Here is an 18,775-nt window from a genome sequence, read left to right on the forward strand (position 1 = left end):
ACTGTAGCCCTCGGCCCCCTCCCTCCCCGGTGGGCATGACCAGGGTCTCGTTCCCCGGCGGACCACTAGGGTCGATCACGTTGGTGCTGCGCACGCAGCGGGTAGGGCCGACGTCGACGACGACGGTGCGTCCTGGTGGCGGCAGCCGGGCCGTGACTGACGCGGGGCCGGTCGCTGGAGCCAGACACCGCCGTCCGCCCGGGTCTGACAGGTCGCCGCAGATCACCCGGGCGGGTCCCGCACGGCCGACCCGAGGGAGCACGACAGACCGATGACCACCGACGACGCGACGCAGAGCACCGCGGCCGAGGCCCCGGCCGAGGCCGCCACCGACGCACCCACCGGCGACCCGCGCCAGCCGCACCCGACCCTCCCCGAGGGCTTCGGGGAGCTCGACCGCCGCGCCATCGACACCGCACGCGTGCTGGCGATGGACGCCGTCCAGAAGGTGGGCAACGGCCACCCGGGGACGGCGATGAGCATGGCCCCCACCGCCTACCTGCTGTTCCACAAGTGGCTCCGGCACGACCCCAGCGACCCGAACTGGATCGCCCGGGACCGCTTCGTGCTGTCGATGGGCCACTCGAGCCTCACGCTCTACATCCAGCTCTACCTCTCCGGTTACGGCCTGGAGCTGTCCGACCTGCAGGCCCTGCGCACCTGGGGCTCGAAGACCCCGGGCCACCCCGAGGTCAACCACACCCCCGGCGTCGAGACGACGACCGGCCCGCTCGGCCAGGGCGTCGGCAACGCCGTCGGCATGGCGATGGCGGCCCGCCGCGAGCGCGGCGTCTTCGACCCCGACGCCCCCGAGGGCGAGAGCCTCTTCGACCACACCGTCTGGTGCTTCGCCTCCGACGGCGACATGGAGGAGGGCGTGAGCGGCGAGGCCTCGTCCCTGGCCGGCACCCAGCAGCTCGGCAACCTGGTCCTCGTCTACGACGACAACCGGATCTCCATCGAGGACGACACCACCGTCGCCTTCACCGAGGACGTCGGGAAGCGCTACGAGGCCTACGGCTGGCACGTCCAGCGCGTGGACGACGGCGAGGACCTCGCCGCGGTCGACGCCGCCTTCGCCGCGGCCAGGGCCGAGACCGGCCGGCCCTCGCTCGTCGTGCTGCGCACGGTCATCGCCTGGCCGGCGCCCAACAAGCAGAACACCGGTGCCTCGCACGGCTCGGCGCTCGGCGAGGACGAGGTGCGCGCCACCAAGGAGATCCTCGGCTTCGACCCGGAGAAGACCTTCGACGTCGACGACGAGGTCCTGGCCCACGCCCGCTCGGTCGTCGAGGAGGGCCGCAAGGCCCGCGCCGAGTGGGACGAGCGGTTCGCCGCCTGGCAGCGGGAGAACACCGAGGCGGCCGCGCTGCTCGAGCGGATGCGCACCCGCACCCTGCCCGAGGGCTTCGGGGCGCAGCTCCCGAGCTGGGACGCCGACCCGAAGGGCGTGGCCACCCGCAAGGCCTCCGGTGAGGTGCTCGCCGCGCTGTACCCGGTGCTGCCCGAGCTGTGGGGCGGGTCGGCCGACCTGGCGGAGAGCAACAACACCGCGGTCAAGGGCGAGCCGTCGTTCCTGCCGGCCGACCGCCAGACCAAGATGTGGTCCGGTGGGCCGTACGGGCGCACGCTGCACTTCGGCGTCCGGGAGCACGCGATGGGCGCGATCATGAACGGCATCGCGCTGCACGGGGGCACCCGCGTCTACGGCGGCACCTTCCTCACCTTCTCCGACTACATGCGCGGGGCGGTGCGGCTGGCCGCGCTCATGCAGCTCCCGGTCACCTACGTGTGGACCCACGACTCGATCGGCCTCGGCGAGGACGGCCCGACCCACCAGCCGATCGAGCACTTCGCGGCGCTGCGGGCGATCCCGGGGCTCGACGTCGTCCGCCCGGCCGACGCCAACGAGGTCGCCGTCGCCTGGCGGACCGTGCTGGAGAACAACGACCGCCCGGCCGGCCTGCTGCTCTCCCGGCAGAACCTGCCGGTGTTCGACCGGTCGGAGTTCGGCTCCGCCGAGGGCGTGACCCGCGGTGCCTACGTCCTGGCCGAGGCGTCGAACGGCAGCCCCGAGGTGATCCTGCTCGGCACCGGCTCGGAGGTGCAGATCGCCGTCGCGGCCCGGGAGCGCCTGGAGGCCGACGGCGTGCCGACCCGGGTGGTCTCGGTCCCCTGCGTCGAGTGGTTCGCCGACCAGGACCAGGCCTACAAGGACGAGGTGCTGCCGCCCACGGTCCGCGCCCGGGTCAGCGTCGAGGCGGGCGTGCCCATGGGGTGGCGCGAGTTCGTCGGCGACGCCGGCCGGATCGTCGGCCTCACCCACTACGGGGCCAGCGCCGCCTACTCCGTCCTCTACGAGCAGTTCGGTCTCACCGACGAGGCGGTCGTGGCCGCCGCGCGCGAGAGCATCGAGGCGGCCCGCTCGGGCGACACCGTCCCGGCCGGCCCCGTCGCCGCCACCGGCGGCCTGCCGCACCCCACCGGCGACCGATGAAGGACCACCCTTCTCCCCACGCCTCGCAAGCTCGGCGCGGGACCCTGAAGGGTGGCCGTTCCAGCACCCCACCAGGAGGACCTGACATGGCACAGAACGAGAAGCTGGCCGAGCTGTCGTCGGCCGGGGTCGCCGTCTGGCTCGACGACCTCTCCCGCGACCGCATCCGCAGCGGGAACCTGCAGTCACTGGTCGACGAGTACAGCGTCGTCGGCGTCACCACCAACCCGACCATCTTCGCTGCGGCGATCAGCGGGTCGGAGTCCTACGACGACCAGCTGCACGCGCTGGCGGTGCGCCGGGTGAGCGTGGAGGAGGCGCTGCGCACCATCACCTCCTCCGACGTCCGGGACGCCTGCGACCTGCTGGCGCCGGTGGCGCAGCGCCAGCCCGGCGACGGCCGGGTGTCGCTGGAGGTCGCGCCCGGTCTCGCGCACGACACCGACGCGACGGCGGCCGAGGCCGCGCACCTGTGGTGGCTGGTCGACCGGCCGAACCTCTACATCAAGATCCCCGCGACGGAGGCCGGGCTGCCGGCCATCACGACGTCCATCGCCAAGGGCATCAGTGTCAACGTCACCCTCATCTTCAGCCCTGAGCGGTACCGCGCCGTCATGGACGCCTACATGGCCGGGCTGGAGCAGCGGCTGGCCGAGGACCCGGACGCCGACCTCACGCAGATCGCCTCGGTGGCGTCCTTCTTCGTGTCCCGCGTGGACGGCGAGATCGACAAGCGGCTGGAGAAGGCCGGCGCCGACGCCTCGCTCAAGGGCAAGGCGGCCTTGGCCAACGCGCAGCTGGCCTACCAGGCCTACGAGGAGGTCTTCTCCTCCGACCGCTGGAAGGCCCTGGAGACCAAGGGCGCCCACCCGCAGCGGCCGCTGTGGGCCTCGACCGGCGTGAAGAACCCCGAGTACCCCGACACGCTGTACGTCAGCGAGCTGGTCGCGCCGGGGACGGTCAACACCATGCCCGAGAAGACGCTCATGGCCTTCGCCGACCACGGCAGCATCGGCACTCCGGTGCAGAAGACCTACGACGAGGCCGCCTCGGTGATGCGGTCGATCGCCGACGCCGGGGTCGACCTCGACGACGTCTTCCGCGTGCTGGAGGACGAGGGCGTGCAGAAGTTCGTCGACTCGTGGGACGAGCTCACCGAGTCGGTGCGCACCGAGCTGGAGGACAAGGCCTGACCACCCGGGTCCCCGTGCACCCGGCCCCGCCGCCGGGTGCACGGGGACCCGGCTCCCTGGCGGCCGGAGGCCGGCGGGAGTCCCGGTCCCCGGGCTGCCGCGCCGCGCCGGGTCCTCACCGAGCGGTCTGTCCGCCGAGAAGGAGAATCGACGCAGTGCCGCACTCCCCCGCCGCCCGGTGCACCGCCGCGCCGGGCGACGGGTCCCCTCACGACCTCGAGGACGGACCATGATCCCCAACCCGCTGCGCGATCCGCGGGACCGGCGGCTGCCCCGTGTACCCGAGCCCTGCGCCCTGGTCGTCTTCGGCATCACCGGGGACCTCGCCCGCAAGAAGCTCCTGCCGGCCGTCTACGACCTGGCCAACCGCGGACTGCTGCCCACCAACTTCGCCCTCCTGGGCTTCGCCCGCCGCGACTGGGGCGACGAGGACTTCGCCGAGCTGGCCCGCTCCGCCGCGCAGAAGGCCGCCCGCACCCCGTGGCGCGAGGAGGTCTGGGAGCGGCTGGCCACCAGCGTGCACTTCATCCAGGGCTCCTTCGACGACGACAACGCCTTCGACGAGCTGGCCGCCAGGCTCGGCGAGCTCGAGGGCACCCACGGCATCGGCGGCAACGCCGCCTTCTACCTGTCCATCCCACCGGCGATGTTCCCGGTCGTGCTCAAGCAGATGCAGCGCACCGGCATGGCCGACAGCACGCCGGACCGCTGGCGCCGGGTGGTCGTGGAGAAGCCGTTCGGCACCGACCTGGCCTCCAGCCGCACCCTCAACGAGCTGGTCGACTCGGTGTTCACCGCCGAGGACGTCTTCCGCATCGACCACTACCTGGGCAAGGAGACCGTCCAGAACCTGATGGCGCTGCGGTTCGCCAACACGCTGTTCGAGCCGGTCTGGAACGGCCACCACGTCGACTCGGTGCAGATCACGATGGCCGAGGACGTCGGCATCGGCGGGCGGGCGCAGTTCTACGAGCAGACGGGTGCCGCCCGCGACGTGCTGCAGAACCACCTCCTGCAGCTGCTCGCGCTCACCGCGATGGAGGAGCCGGTCGAGTTCTCCGCCGAGGAGATCCGCACCGAGAAGCTCAAGGTGCTCCGGGCGGTCTCGCTGCCCGAGGACCTCTCGACCTTCGCCGTCCGCGGCCAGTACGAGCAGGGCTGGCTGGCCGGTCAGCGGGCCACGGGTTACCGGCAGGAGCAGGGCGTCGACCCGCACTCCACCACCGAGACCTACGCCGCCGTCCGGCTGGGCGTGGAGACCCGGCGGTGGGCGGGCGTGCCCTTCTACCTGCGCACCGGCAAGCGGCTGCCCCGGCGGGTCACCGAGATCGCGCTGGTGTTCAAGCGCGCGCCGCACCTGCCCTTCGCCGACACCGACACCGAGGAGCTGGGCAACAACCAGCTGGTGATCCGCGTGCAGCCCGACGAGGGGATGACCCTCAAGTTCGGGTCCAAGGTGCCCGGCAGCGTGATGGAGGTCCGCGACGTCGCGATGGACTTCCTCTACGGCGAGCAGTTCACCGAGGCCAGCCCCGAGGCCTACGAGCGCCTGCTGCTCGACGTCCTGCTCGGTGACGCCACCCTCTTCCCGCGCAACGCGGAGGTCGAGGCGTCGTGGACGGTGATCGACCCGCTGGAGGAGTTCTGGGCGGGGACGACGCCGCAGCCGTACCGCGCCGGCGAGTGGGGACCGCGCGCAGCCGACGAGATGCTCGCCGCCGAGGGTCGCCGGTGGCGGCGTCCGTGACCCGGCGCACCCGACGGGAGGGGACCCGATGACGACGCTCTGGGACACCACCGGCTCCGCGGTGGTCAAGGAGCTGGCCGCGCAGCGGCGCACCGGCGGCGCGGTGCTCTCCGGCGTGGCGCTGACCCTCGTGGTCGTGGCCGACGAGAACCGGGTGGCCGAGGCCGAGGAGGCCGCGACCGCCGCTGCCGAGCAGCACCCCTGCCGGCTGCTGATCGTCGTCCGCCGGCAGATCGAGGCGCCGACCCCGCGGCTGGACGCCGAGGTGCTCATCGGCGGGCGGCTGGGGCCCGGCGAGGCCGTGGTCATGCGCATGTACGGCCGGCTCGCCCTGCACGCCGAGTCGGTCGTCCTCCCGCTGCTGGCCGCCGACGCGCCCGTGGTGACCTGGTGGCACGGCACGCCGCCGGACCAGCTGGCCACCGACGCGCTCGCCGTGATCGCCGACCGGCGGATCACCGACAGCTCGCTGGCCCAGGACCAGCCGGCCGCGCTGCGCGCCCGCGCCGAGGACTACGCACCGGGTGACACCGACCTGGCCTGGACCCGCAGCACCCCCTGGCGCGCCACGCTGACCTCGACCGTCGACTCGGTGTCCGGGCGCCGCGGCGACGCCGTCCGGGTGCTGGGCGGCCGGGTCGAGGGTGACCCGGGGCACGCCACCGCGCTGCTGCTGGCCGGCTGGCTGAGCGCCCGCTGCGGCCGCGAGATCCCGGTCGTGTCCGGCGAGCGGCGCGCCGGGCCCAGCGGGATCTCGGCGGTGGTGCTGGAGCTCGACCAGGACGAGCAGGTGCGGGTGGAGGCCGACCGGCGGGGCGGGGCGGTGATCCACCAGCCCTACCGGCCGGAGGCGACGATGGCCCTGCCCGACCGGCAGCTCGGCGACCTGATCGGCGAGGAACTCCGCCGGCTCGATCCGGACGAGCCGTTCGCCGAGGCGCTGGAGTCCACCACCGGCGTCCCGGACCTGGCGTACCGCTCCCCCGTGCGCGAGTACGTCTGGTTCGACCCCGCCGAGGGGAACGCCGGCAGCGGCGGGGAGACCCTCCCCGCCGTCCCGCCGGACTCGGAGGGCACGGACGAGGTCGCCCAGCAGGGCGTGGACGACCCCGACCAGGGCGCCCGGGACGCCGGGCAGGCCGTCCTGTGACGCTGCCACCCGGGGACCGGATCGCCGCCCGGCTGGCCGAGGAGCCGGAGGACCCCCCTGCTCCCCACCGCTCGCAAGCTCCCGGCGGGCCCCTGCAGGAGGGCCATACGCCGGACGTCGTCGTCGAGCCCGACGCCGACCGGCTCGCCCGCGCGGTCGCCGCTGCGCTCGTCGCCCGGCTGGCCGCGGCGCAGGCGGTGCACGGGACGGCGTCGGTCGTCCTCACCGGCGGCGGCATCGGCACCACCGTCCTCGAGCGGGTCGCCGACCTGGTCCGCGAGCCGGCACGCGAGCGGGTGGACTGGACCGCCGTCGACGTCTGGTGGGGCGACGAGCGCTGGGTGCCGGCCGACGACGACGACCGCAACGAACTCGGGGCCCGGCGGACGCTGCTCGGCCCGGCCGGCGTCCCGGAGGAGCGCATCCACGCGATGCCGGCCTCGGACGCCGGCTTCGACGAGCCCGAGGACGCCGCCGCCTGGTACGCCGGGCAGCTGGCCGCTGCGGCACCGGAGGGAGAGCCGCTGCCCCGCATCGACCTGCTGCTGCTGGGCATGGGCCCCGAGGGGCACGTGGCGTCGATCTTCCCGGGGACGCCGGCGGTCTCCGACGCACGCCCGGTGGTCGCGGTGCGCGACTGCCCGAAGCCGCCGCCGACGCGGGTGAGCCTGGGCTTCTCCGCGATCAACGGGGCCGAGGAGGTGTGGCTGCTCGTCTCCGGCTCGGCGAAGGCACCGGCCGTGGCGCGGGCCCTGGCCGGCGGCACTCCCCCGGACGAGCTGCCCGCGGCCGGGGTGCACGGGCGCCGGGCGACCCGCTGGCTGCTGGACGCCGAGGCCGCTGCGGAACTCGACGCGCGGAGCTGAGCGGGGCTCGGCGGGTACGGGGAGGCCCCGCTGCTGGAGGGGGCCTCCCGCAAGTTCTCCCCTACGCGCCGCGGCGGGCCCGCAGCTTGGCCAGCGCCTCCTCGAGGAGCGCGTCGCCGTCGGCGTCGCTGCGCCGCTCGCGGACGTAGGCCAGGTGGGTCTTGTAGGGCTCGGTGCGCGGCGCGGGCGGCGGGGCCTCCTGGTCCTGGCCGGCCGGCAGGCCGCAGCGCGGGCAGTCCCACAGGTCGGGCACCTCGGCCTCGGAGGCGAAGGAGACCTGCGTCTCGTGCCCCTGGGCGCACCAGAACGGCACCCGGCGGCGCGGCGCGGCCTCGCCGCGCTCGGCCTCACCCATCGGACCCGCGCCCACCCGCGTGCCACGGATCGCGTTACCACCAGCCACCAGTGCCCCCTGCGCGTCTCAGCGGTCGCCGGCCACGAGAGGCCGTCGGGGCAGTCTAGGGCCTCGATCTTGTCGCAGAGAGGACTTTGGTCCCGATGACCTCGGCGTTCGTGCCGACCGCCGTCGGCTCCCGTCGCAGGTCGGCCCCGTCCGGAGGCTCGCCGCGAGCGTGGTGACGTGCCGGACCGGCCCCGCGCCAGGGTCCCGTCCCGAGCGCGGCGACGTGCTGAACGGCTCCGTCCAGAGGCTCACCGCGAGCCTGCGCGCGGTGCGGAGACCGGGTCCTCGTTCAGACCTTGAGCAGGATGCCCAGGCCGATGATGCAGACCGTCCAGATCAGACCGACGAAGACCGTCAGCCGGTTGAGGTTCTTCTCCACCACCGAGGAGCCGGACAGCTGCGAGGAGACCGCGCCGCCGAACATCGAGGACAGGCCCCCGCCCTTGCCGCGGTGCAGCAGGATCAGCACCACGAGGAGCACGCTGGTGAGCACCAGCAGCACGTTGAGGACCAGCTCGACCATGTCCCGAGGGTAACCGACCCGCCGCGGCCGGCCGGTCAGCTGACGCCGGCGGTCGCCAGGTCGTAGCTCGTGTACGGCCCCATCACCACGCCGTTGCGCAGTCGCTGGCCCGCCAGCAGTTGCACGCGCGACTCGGCCAGCGGCACGTACGCGCCGGTGGCGGTGGCCGCGCTCGCCACCTCGCGCCAGGTGGCGCGGGCGGCCCCGGGGTCGCCGGCGGCCGCCCGGGCGGCGTCGATGAGCCCGTCGATCGCGGGGTCGGCGAGCCGGGCGAAGTTGGTGTTCCCGACGCTGCTCACCGACCGGCCGTCGACCAGCGGCACGAGGAACGAGCCCGGGGTCGGGAAGTCGGCGGTCCAGGTGGCCAGCACGATGCCGATGCCGTTGTCACGGACGCGGTCGGGGTTGCCGACCTCGGTCGCGTAGAAGCTGGGCGCGTCGAGCGGGCGGACCTGTGCGCGGATGCCGATGCGCGACAGCTGCCCGGCGACCTCCTCGGCGACGGCCACACCCGTCGCCGAGTCCGGGACGGCGAGGACGGTGTCGAAGCCCTCGGCCTGCCCGCAGGTGGCCAGGGCCTCCTCGGCCGCGGCCGGGTCGGCGGCCGGGTCGGTCTCCTCCGGACCGTCCGCGACGCCGCGCGGCCACAGCCGCGAGGTGGGCACGGCCTCCGCCGGCCCCCCGAGCACCTCCTGGACCGCCGTGCGGTCCACCACGGCGGCGACCGCGGCCCGGCAGGCGGGGTCGGTGAACGGCGCGACGTCGGTCGGCAGCGCGAGCAGCCGGACGACGTTGTTCGTGACCTCGTCGATCCGGTCGCCCAGCGGGACGTCGCCGCCGGAGTCCTCACCGAGTCGGGCCGTCGTCGGAGCCTGGATGCCGGTGCCGGAGATGTCGACGTCGGCCGAGCCGGCCAGCAGCGCCTGGTCCCGCTCCACGCCGGTCAGCCCGGTGCGCACGACGACCCGGTCGGGCAGCGCGGTCCGGACCCCGTCGGTCGCCGGGTCCCACTCCGGGTTGCGCTCGAGCACGATGCCGGTGACGTCGTCCCGCGTGGCGACCACGTACGGGCCGGAGGAGACCGGGTCGCGGCCGTAGTCGGCGCCGGTGTCGCTGTCGGCCGGGACGGGGCTGCTCGAGGGCAGTGCCATGACGTAGGGGAGGTCCGGTTGTGGCGAGCGCAGCCGGAAGGTGAGGGTGCGGTCGTCGGGCGTCTCGACCGAGGCCAGGCCCAGCCGGCCGGGGGTCTCGTCCTGGTACGGACCGGCGTAGGGGTTGGCCGGGTCGTCCAGCAGCTCGACCACCCGGGTGGGACCGCCGACGACGACGTCCGAGGCGAACGAGCGCTCGATGCCGTACTTGACGTCGCGCGAGGTGATCGGCGCGCCGGTCTCGAACCGGACGCCCTCGCGGAGGGTGAACGTCCAGGTGAGGCCGCCGTCCGGCGTGGTGCCGAGGTCCGTGGCGAGGTCGGGCTCCAGCTCGCCGGTGCGGCCGGGCTCGGAGGAGTAGCTGACCAGGGTGCGGGTGTAGAGCCGCATGAGGTTCCACACGCCGGGGAGGTACGAGCGCTGCGGGTCGAGGTTGTCCACCTCGCCGGTCACCACCCGCAGCGTGCCGCCGGCGGCCTCGGACGGCGCCCGGACGCCGGTGACGCCGGTGTCCGGACCACCGCCGAAGACGGGGAGCGCGGGGCTGTCCTCACCGGCGTTCGCACAGCTGACCGCGACCCCGACCACCAGCAGGACGACGGCGGCGATGCCGGCCACCCGGCCGCGGGTGCCCCGCGCCCAGGCGGGGCCCCGCTCCAGCGTGCTCTCCACACCACCCGCTCCCCGCCTGTCCGGCGGCGGCGGTCAGCTGCCGTCGGCGGCTGTCCGACAGATCTGCGCGAACTCGTCGGCGTCCAGGCTGGCGCCACCGACGAGTGCACCGTCGACGTCCGGCCCGGCCAGGATCCCGGCCGTGTTCGCGGCCTTCACCGACCCGCCGTAGAGGATACGGACGATCCCGGCGGTCTCGGCACCGAAACGCTCGGCGAGCCGTGACCGTAGGGCACTGCACACCTCCTGGGCGTCTTCGGGAGTGGCGACCTCGCCGGTCCCGATCGCCCACACCGGCTCGTAGGCGATCACGATGCCGGTGCCCTCACCGGGCGACGTGAGCTGCTCGGCGGTCAGCCCCTCGAGCGCGGCGTCGAGCTGGGTGGTGCAGTGGGCGACGTGCTCGCCGGACCGGCGCACCTCCAGCCCCTCCCCGACGCAGAGGATCGGCACCAGGCCGTGCCGCAGCGCCGCCTGCACCTTGCCGGCCACCACGGCGTCGTCCTCACCGTGCAGCGCGCGCCGCTCGGAGTGGCCGACGACGACGTAGCGGCAGGCCAGCGCGGCCAGCATCGCACCGCTGACCTCGCCCGTGTAGGCGCCGGAGTCCTGCACCGAGAGGTCCTGCGCGCCGTAGCCGACCTCGAGCTTGTCGCCGGTCACCAGCGTCTGCACGCTGCGGAGCGCCGTGAACGGCGGCAGGACGACGACCTCGGCCGACTCCAGCTCGGTCTCCTTGAGGCTGAAGACCAGCTTCTGCACCAGGCCGATCGCCTCGAGGTGGGTGAGGTGCATCTTCCAGTTGCCGGCGATGAGCGGCCGGCGCCCCTCACGGCGGACGGGGGTGCCCCTGCGTGCCATGTCCGTCTCCTCGCTCAGTCGGCCAGCACCGCGAGGCCGGGCAGCTCCCGGCCCTCGAGGTACTCCAGCGACGCGCCGCCGCCGGTGCTGATGTGGCCGTAGGCGGCCTCGTCGAGGCCGAGCTGGCGTACCGCGGCGGCGGAGTCGCCGCCGCCGACGACCGACAGGCCGTCGACCGCGGCCACCGCCTCGGCCACCCCGCGGGTGCCGGCCTGGAACGGCGCGAGCTCGAAGACGCCCATCGGGCCGTTCCAGAAGACGGTGCGGGCATCGCCCAGCTCGCGGCCGAAGGCCTCCACCGTGCGCGGGCCGACGTCCAGGCCCATCTGCTCGTCCGGGATCTGCTCGACCGGAACGGTGGTCGTGTCGACCTCGGCGCTGAACTCCGGCGCGCAGACGACGTCCACCGGCAGCACGATCCGGTCGCCGGCCTCCGCCAGCAGCCGCCCGCAGGTCTCGACCTGGTCGCTCTCCAGCAGCGAGCGGCCCACGCCGTGCCCCTGGGCGGCGAGGAAGGTGAAGCACATCCCGCCGCCGACCAGCAGCCGGTCGACCTTGGGCAGCAACGCCTCGATGACGGCGAGCTTGTCGCTGACCTTCGAGCCGCCGAGCACGACGACGTAGGGCCGCTCCGGGTCGTGCGTCAGCCGGGTCAGCACGTCGAGCTCGGTGGCCACCAGCCGCCCGGCCACGTGCGGCAGCCGCAGCGCGACGTCGTACACCGAGGCGTGCTTGCGGTGCACCGCGCCGAACGCGTCGTCCACGTAGACGTCGGCGAGGGCGGCCAGCCGGTCGGCCAGCTCCCCCCGCTCGGCGTCGTCCTTCGACGTCTCCGCGGCCTCGAAGCGCACGTTCTCCAGCAGCAGGACGTCGCCGTCGCCGAGCGCGCCGGCCTTCGCGCGGGCGTCGTCCCCGGCGACGTCGGCGGCCAGCGGGACGTCGGTGCCCAGCAGCTCACCGAGCCGCGCGGCGACCGGCGCCAGCGAGTACTGCGGGTCCGGCGCGCCCTTGGGCCGGCCGAGGTGGGCGGCCACGACGACGCGGGCGCCGGCGTCGCGCAGCGCCTGCAGCGTGGGCAGGCTGGCGCGGATCCGGCCGTCGTCGGTGATCTCGCCGGTGCTCTTCTCCAGCGGGACGTTCAGGTCGGCGCGCACGAGCACGCGCCGACCCGAGACGCCCTCGGCGAGCAGGTCGTCGAGGGAACGCATGGCGCCGCTCAGAACGAGCGGCCGACGAGCTCGACCGAGTCGACGAGCCGGTTGGAGTAACCCCACTCGTTGTCGTACCAGCCGAGCACCTTGGCCATCGGGCCGAAGACCTTGGTCAGCTTGCTGTCGTAGATGCAACTCGCCGGGTCGGTGACGATGTCGGAGGAGACGATCGGGGCGTCGGTGTACTTGAGGATCCCGGCCAGGGGGCCCGCGGCGGCCTCGCGGTAGGCGGCGTCGATCTCGTCGGCCGGCACCTCGCGGGAGAGCTGGACGGTGAGGTCGGTGGCCGAGCCGGTGGGCACGGGAACGCGGACGGCGTAGCCGTCGAGCTTGCCCTGCAGCTCGGGGAGGACCAGGCCGATCGCCTTGGCCGCACCGGTCGAGGTCGGGACCATGTTGAGCGCGGCCGCGCGGGCGCGACGCAGGTCCTTGTGCGGACCGTCCTGCAGGTTCTGGTCGGCCGTGTAGGCGTGGATCGTGGTCATCAGACCGCGCTCGATGCCGAAGCTGTCGTTGAGCACCTTGGCCAGCGGGGCCAGGCAGTTCGTGGTGCAGGACGCGTTGCTGATGATCGTCTGCGAGCCGTCGTACTTCTCGTGGTTGACGCCCATGACGATGGTCAGGTCGTCGCCGGTGGCCGGCGCCGAGATGACGACCTTCTTGGCCCCGCCGGCGTCGACGTGCTTGCGCGCGTCGTCGGCCTTGGTGAAGAAGCCGGTGGACTCGACGACGACGTCGACGCCCAGGTCGCCCCACGGCAGGTTGGCCGGGTCGCGCTCCGAGAGCACCTTCATGGTGTTCCCACTGATCTTGATGCCCTCGCCGTCGGCGGCGACGTCCTCCGACAGCACGCCCAGGATGCTGTCGTACTTCAGCAGGTGTGCGAGGACCTCGGGGCTGGTGAGGTCGTTCACCGCCACGATCTCGATGTCCTTGCCGCTGGCCGCGGCGGCCCGCCAGAAGTTGCGCCCGATCCGGCCGAACCCGTTGATGCCCACCCGTACGGTCACGCTGACCTCCATGTGCTCGATTGGACTGTCGCCCGATCGGCCGCGCGGGCGCGCGGCCGCGATCTGCGACGACCCTATCGGCCGGGGTTCCGGTCGTCCGGTCGAGGCCCAGCGGCCGGGCACCGATCCCCGGCATCCGGCTGGAGGTGCCGGCGTCCGGACGGCTGGGGGCGCGGGAGGCCCCACGTGGGGCCTCCCGCGCGGCCGCCGCTCGTCACTGGGTCAGCATGTCCTCGGTGACGACGGACTCGGTGTCCGGGATGCCGAGGTCCTTGGCGCGCTTGTCGGCCATGGCCAGCAACCGGCGGATCCGGCCCGCGACGGCGTCCTTGGTCATCGGCGGATCGGCGCGCTGGCCGAGCTCCTCGAGCGAGGCCTGGCCGTGCTCGAGGCGCAGCCGGCCGGCGATGAGCAGGTGCTCGGGGGCGTCGCCGTTGAGGATCTCCAGCGCCCGCTCCACCCGGGCGCTGGCGGCGACCGCCGCGCGCGCCGAGCGGCGCAGGTTGGCGTCGTCGAAGTTCGCCAGCCGGTTGGCGGTGGCCCGGACCTCGCGGCGCATCCGCCGCTCCTCCCAGGCCAGCACGGCGTCGTGGGCGCCCATCCGGGTCAGCAGCGCGCTGATGGCGTCGCCGTCCCGCACGACCACCCGGTCGGCGCCGCGGACCTCGCGGGCCTTGGCGGCGATGCCCAGCCGACGGGCGGCGCCGACGAGTGCCATCGCGGCCTCGGGACCCGGGCAGGTGACCTCCAGCGAGGAGGAGCGGCCGGGTTCGGTCAGGGAGCCGTGCGCCAGGAAGGCACCGCGCCAGGCCGCCTCGGCGTCGTTGATGCCGCCACTGACCACCGACGGCGGCAGCCCGCGGACGGGACGGCCGCGCTGGTCGACCAGCCCGGTCTGCCGGGCCAGACCCTCGCCGTGCTTGGCGATGCGGACCAGGTAGCGGACCCCGCGGCGGATGTTGCCGCCGGCCAGCACGCTGACGCCGCTGGTGTAGCCGTAGACCTCGCTGATGTCACGACGCAGGCGTCGGGCCACCGATCCGGTGTCCAGCTCTGCCTCGATGACCACCCGGCCACCGACGATGTGCAGGCCGCCGCTGAAGCGCAGCAGCGCGGTGACCTCCGCCTTGCGCTCGGAGGTCTTCGTGCACTCCACGCGCGACAGCTCGTCCTTGACCATGGCCGTCATCGCCATGCCGTCCACCCCCACGTTCCCCCGGGCTCAACCAGCCCCATGTGCGGCGTTCCCTTCGTCTCCCCCACGTACCGGGTCCGGTACGTGAGGTTGCGGTACCCGCCCGCGGATTTCCATGCCCTGCCGCGTCCCGAGCGCCTGCCGGAGTGCTCCGGCCAGGCGCGCCGGGTCGTGCCGCGGCACGCCGCCGTCCTCGGCGACCGGGGCCAGCACGAGCTCGGCACCGCACTCACGTACCGCTGAAAGGAGACCACAGCGGTCAACAACCGATTCTTCGTCTGCGATCACCGTGTGCAATGCCACTCCGCCCAGATGGCCCTGCAGGACGGTCAGGTGCTCCTCCGGCGAGAAGTCGTCGGTCTCCCCCGGCTGCGGCTCGAGGTTGAGGACGACGACCACGCGGGCGCTGCTCGCGGCGAGCGCGGCGCGCAGCCGTGGCACGAGCAGGTGCGGCAGCACGGACGTGTACCAGGAGCCCGGGCCGAGCGAGACGACGTCGGCCGTGGCGATGGCGTCGAGGACGGCGGCGTGCACCGGCGGGTCGGCCGGGGTGACCAGGATGTCCCGCACCCGGCCGGGGGTCGCGGCGATCGCCGACTGCCCGCGGATCCGGCGGGTGCGCCGGGGGTCGTCGGGGTCGGTGCTCTCGACCGTCGCGACCAGGTCCAGGGGGACGTCGGCCATCGGCAGCACCCGCCCGCGGGCGCCCAGCATCCGGCACAGGTCGTCGAGTGCCCGTACCGCGTCCCCGCCGTGCAGCTCGGTCAGCCCGGTGAGGACCAGGTTGCCGACCGAGTGCCCGGCGAGCACGCCGCTGCCACCCAGGCGGTGCTGCAGCAGCGCCGCCATGTGCCGGGTGCCGGCGTCCTCACCGGCCAGCGCGGTCAGCGCCATCCGCAGGTCGCCCGGGGGCAGCACGGGCATCTCGCGGCGGATCCGCCCGGAGGAGCCGCCGTCGTCGGCGACGGTGACGACCGCGGTGAGCTCCGGGGTGATCCGCCGCCAGGCGGCGAGCGCGGCGGCCAGGCCGTGACCGCCGCCGAACGCGACGACGCGCGGCGGCCGGGCGACGGCCCCGTCCGCTGCGCCGGGCGGGGTGGACTGCGCGGCCACTACTCGCGGCCCAGGTCGCGGTGCTGGACGGTGGCGTCGACGCCGTCGGCGCGCAGGCGGCGGGCGAACTCCTCGGCGATGGCGACGCTGCGGTGCTTGCCGCCGGTGCAGCCCACCGCGAGGGTCAGGTAGCGCTTGCCCTCGCGGCGGTACCCGGGGATGAGCAGCCGCAGCACGTCGGTGTAGCGGTCGAGGAAGGGCCGGGCGTCCTCCTGGCCGAGGACGTAGTCGCGCACGTCCGGGTCCTGCCCGGTGTGCGGGCGCAGGTCGGGCAGCCAGTACGGGTTGGGCAGGAAGCGGGCGTCGACGACGAGGTCGGCGTCCAGCGGCAGGCCGTACTTGAAGCCGAAGCTGAGCACCGTCGCGGTCAGCGGCGGCGCCTGGCCCTCGCGGGCGAAGGCGTTCTCCAGCGTGGCGCGCAGCTGGTGGACGTTGAGGTCGCTGGTGTCCACCCACAGGTCGGCCTCGCCGGCGATGCCGGTCAGCAGCGCCCGTTCGGCGGTGATGCCGTCGGTGAGCGTGCCGCTGCCCTGGAGCGGGTGCTCGCGCCGGTTCGACTCGTACCGGCGGACCAGCACCTCGTCGCGCGCGTGCACGTAGACCACCCGCGGGCGGTGGCCGGCCTCCGCGAGCACCCGGATCGCCTCCTGCAGATCGCTGGAGAAGGCCCGGCTGCGCAGGTCGACGACAGCGGCGAACCGGCGGACGTCCCCCCGCGCGCCGAGCTGGACCATCGGCAGCAGCAGCGCCGGCGGCAGGTTGTCGACGACGAACCAGCCGAGGTCCTCCAGGACCCGCCCGGCGCTGTTCTTGCCGGCACCGGAGAGCCCGGTGACGACGACGACGTCCAGCGGCGCGGTCTCGGTGGAGGACGGGTCCAGCGGCGGCGGGACGTCGGTGTGCGGGTGGCCCGGGGCGCCGGGAGGCATCTCGAGGTGCGCGGTGTCGCGGGGCGCGCCGTCCTGCTCGCTCTCCCGGGGTGCGGTGTCGTGGGCGGCGGTCTCGGCCCGTCGTCTCACGAGGCCACCAGGCCGACCTCGGCTGTGGCGCCGGAGCCGCTGCGGGGGGTGCCGCGCTCGGCGGGGCCGGCCGGTGCGGTCGTCGTCTCGACGGTCTCCTCGGTGGGCCCGGCGTCGTCGCCAGGTGCCGCCTCCCCCGCCTCCGGCTTGACCGCCGCAGCCTCCCCCGCCTCCGGCTGGGCCACCGCAGCCTCCCCCGCCTCCGGCTGGGCCACCGCCGCGAGCACCGCCTCCGCCGTCCGCCGGCCGATGCCGGGCACGGCCACGAGCTCGTCGACGGTGGCGTTCCGCAGCCGCTTGAGGGATCCGAACTGCTTCATCAGCGCCTTCCGCCGCGTCTCCCCGAGACCGGGGACGTCGTCCAACAGGGAGACCAGCATGCTGGTCGACCGCTTCTGCCGGTGGTAGGTGATCGCGAACCTGTGCGCCTCGTCCCGGACCCGCTGCAGCAGGTAGAGCGCCTCCGAGGTGCGCGGCAGGATGACCGGGTCGGGCTCCCCGGGCAGCCACACCTCCTCCATCCGCTTGGCCAGCCCGCAGACGGCGACGTCGACGACGCCGAGCTCGTCGAGCGACCGGGCGGCCGCGGCGACCTGCGGCGCGCCGCCGTCCACCACCAGCAGGTTCGGCGGGTAGGCGAACCGGCGCGGCCGGCCCTCCTCCGCGGCGACGCCCTGCTCGTCGCGGCGGTCGGCCTCCTCCTTGAGGTGGCGGGCGAACCGGCGGCGGACGACCTCGGCCATCGCCGCGGTGTCGTCGGTGCCCTGCTGGACGGAGAACCGCCGGTAGTCCGACTTCTTCGCCAGCCCGTCCTCGAACACCACCATGCTGGCGACGACGTTGGTCTGCTGGACGTGCGAGATGTCGATGCACTCGATGCGCAGCGGCGCCTCGGGCAGCTCGAGCGCCTCCTGCAGCTCCGACAGCGCCAGCGAGCGGGCGGTGAGGTCGCTGGACCGCTTGACCCGGTGCCGGGCGAAGGCCTCCTTGGCGTTGCGCTCGACCGTCTCCAGCAGGGCCCGCTTGTCGCCGCGCTGGGGCACCCGGAGGCTGACCCGGCTGCCGCGCAGCTCGCTGAGCAGCTCCTCGTAGACGTCGGCGTCGTCCGGCAGCTCCGGGACCAGCACCTCCTTGGGCACCGCCTCACCCGCCTCGCCGACACCGGTCGCCTCGTCGACGCCGCCGTAGACCTGCAGCAGGAACTGCTCGACCAGCTCGCCGGTGGTGACCTCCTCCACCTTGTCGACGATCCAGCCGCGCTGGCCGCGGACCCGCCCGCCGCGGACGTGGAAGACCTGCACCGAGGCCTCCAGCTCGTCCTGGGCGAACGCGACGACGTCGGCGTCGGTGCCGTTCCCGAGGACGACGGCCTGCTTCTCCAGCGCGCGCCTGAGAGCGCCGAGGTCGTCGCGCAGCCGGGCGGCCTTCTCGTACTCCATCGCCTCGGCGGCCTCGGTCATCTCGCGCTCGAGGCGGCGCACCATCTGGTCGGTGCGGCCGGCCATGAAGTCGCAGAAGCCGTCGACGATCCGACGGTGCTCCTCGGCGGAGACCCGGCCGACGCAGGGGGCGGCGCACTTGCCGATGTAGCCGAGCAGGCAGGGCCGGCCGATCTGGCCCGCGCGCTTGAAGACGCCGTTGGAGCAGGTGCGCGCCGGGAAGACCCGGGTGAGCGTGTCGAGCGTCTCGCGGATGGCCCAGGCGTGCGCGTACGGGCCGAAGTAGCGGACGCCCTTCCTCTTCGGGCCGCGCATCACCTGCAGCCGCGGGTACTCCTCGTTCAGCGTCACGGCCAGCGACGGGTAGCTCTTGTCGTCGCGGTAGCGGACGTTGAACCGCGGGTCGAACTCCTTGATCCAGTTGTACTCGAGCTGGAGGGCCTCGACCTCGGTGCCGACGACGGTCCACTCGACGGCGGCCGCTGTCGTCACCATCTGCCGGGTGCGCGGGTGCAGGCCCGCCACGTCGGCGAAGTAGCTGTTCAGCCGCTGCCGGAGGCTCTTGGCCTTGCCGACGTAGATGACCCGGCCGTTGGGGTCGCGGAACTTGTAGACGCCGGGTGACTCCGGGATGCTGCCGACCGCCGGTCGGTACGTGGACGGGTCGGGCATGTACCCCAGGTTAGGTCGGACGGACGACGGTTCGCCGTCCGCGGGTCACTCCG

The 18,775-nt window shown here is 74.1% G+C and carries 15 protein-coding genes; 5 read left to right on the top strand and 10 right to left on the bottom strand.

The features are described 5' to 3' along the window. Positions 1–271: 271 nt before the first annotated feature. The 5 genes from tkt (at position 272) to pgl (ending at position 7,453) form a co-directional block, all read left to right on the top strand. Positions 272–2,497: a transketolase gene (gene tkt, locus ACWIX3_RS20180; protein WP_448609137.1), complete on the top strand. Its 2,226-nt coding sequence runs from the start codon at positions 272–274 to the stop codon at positions 2,495–2,497. 86 nt (positions 2,498–2,583) lie between these two features. Next, positions 2,584–3,690, top strand: coding sequence for a transaldolase (gene tal / locus ACWIX3_RS20185; RefSeq protein WP_448609138.1), 1,107 nt, complete (start codon positions 2,584–2,586; stop codon positions 3,688–3,690). A 229-nt stretch (positions 3,691–3,919) separates the two neighbouring features. After that, positions 3,920–5,437, top strand: a complete 1,518-nt coding sequence (gene zwf / locus ACWIX3_RS20190) for a glucose-6-phosphate dehydrogenase (RefSeq protein WP_448609139.1) — start codon at positions 3,920–3,922, stop codon at positions 5,435–5,437. Between the two features lie 28 nt (positions 5,438–5,465). Next, positions 5,466–6,587: a glucose-6-phosphate dehydrogenase assembly protein OpcA gene (locus tag ACWIX3_RS20195; RefSeq protein ID WP_448609140.1), complete on the top strand. Its 1,122-nt coding sequence runs from the start codon at positions 5,466–5,468 to the stop codon at positions 6,585–6,587. Beyond that, entirely contained in the window at positions 6,584–7,453 is an 870-nt protein-coding gene (gene pgl / locus ACWIX3_RS20200) for a 6-phosphogluconolactonase (protein ID WP_448609141.1), read from the top strand. The genes ACWIX3_RS20195 and pgl overlap by 4 nt, the downstream gene beginning before the upstream one ends. A 61-nt stretch (positions 7,454–7,514) precedes the next feature. Here pgl and ACWIX3_RS20205 read toward each other — a convergent pair whose 3' ends face one another. The 10 genes from ACWIX3_RS20205 to uvrC form a co-directional block, all read right to left on the bottom strand. Continuing rightward, complete coding sequence (locus tag ACWIX3_RS20205; RefSeq protein WP_448609142.1) at positions 7,515–7,856, bottom strand: RNA polymerase-binding protein RbpA; 342 nt, start codon at positions 7,854–7,856, stop codon at positions 7,515–7,517. Between the two features lie 289 nt (positions 7,857–8,145). Further along, on the bottom strand, positions 8,146–8,379 hold the full coding sequence (gene secG / locus ACWIX3_RS20210; protein ID WP_448609143.1) for a preprotein translocase subunit SecG: 234 nt from the start codon (positions 8,377–8,379) through the stop codon (positions 8,146–8,148). Between the two features lie 35 nt (positions 8,380–8,414). Then, positions 8,415–10,202, bottom strand: coding sequence for an ABC transporter substrate-binding protein (locus ACWIX3_RS20215; RefSeq protein ID WP_448609144.1), 1,788 nt, complete (start codon positions 10,200–10,202; stop codon positions 8,415–8,417). A 33-nt stretch (positions 10,203–10,235) separates the two neighbouring features. Beyond that, entirely contained in the window at positions 10,236–11,063 is an 828-nt protein-coding gene (tpiA, locus tag ACWIX3_RS20220) for a triose-phosphate isomerase (RefSeq protein WP_448609145.1), read from the bottom strand. A 14-nt stretch (positions 11,064–11,077) separates the two neighbouring features. After that, positions 11,078–12,271 (bottom strand): phosphoglycerate kinase, encoded by a 1,194-nt coding sequence (locus ACWIX3_RS20225; RefSeq protein ID WP_448609146.1) that lies wholly within the window; start codon positions 12,269–12,271, stop codon positions 11,078–11,080. Between the two features lie 8 nt (positions 12,272–12,279). Beyond that, positions 12,280–13,284, bottom strand: coding sequence for a type I glyceraldehyde-3-phosphate dehydrogenase (gene gap, locus ACWIX3_RS20230; protein WP_448609147.1), 1,005 nt, complete (start codon positions 13,282–13,284; stop codon positions 12,280–12,282). A gap of 214 nt (positions 13,285–13,498) precedes the next feature. Continuing rightward, positions 13,499–14,479, bottom strand: coding sequence for a DNA-binding protein WhiA (whiA, locus tag ACWIX3_RS20235; RefSeq protein WP_448609148.1), 981 nt, complete (start codon positions 14,477–14,479; stop codon positions 13,499–13,501). A 27-nt stretch (positions 14,480–14,506) separates the two neighbouring features. Then, a complete protein-coding gene (locus ACWIX3_RS20240) occupies positions 14,507–15,592 on the bottom strand; it encodes a gluconeogenesis factor YvcK family protein (RefSeq protein ID WP_448609149.1) in 1,086 nt (361 codons plus the stop codon). Further along, positions 15,592–16,611, bottom strand: a complete 1,020-nt coding sequence (gene rapZ, locus ACWIX3_RS20245) for an RNase adapter RapZ (RefSeq protein WP_448609150.1) — start codon at positions 16,609–16,611, stop codon at positions 15,592–15,594. The genes ACWIX3_RS20240 and rapZ overlap by 1 nt, the downstream gene beginning before the upstream one ends. Then, positions 16,608–18,722, bottom strand: coding sequence for an excinuclease ABC subunit UvrC (gene uvrC / locus ACWIX3_RS20250; RefSeq protein WP_448609151.1), 2,115 nt, complete (start codon positions 18,720–18,722; stop codon positions 16,608–16,610). Before uvrC ends, rapZ begins: the two co-directional genes overlap by 4 nt. Positions 18,723–18,775 lie beyond the last annotated feature (53 nt).

Source organism: Geodermatophilus sp. URMC 60 (assembly GCF_053502585.1).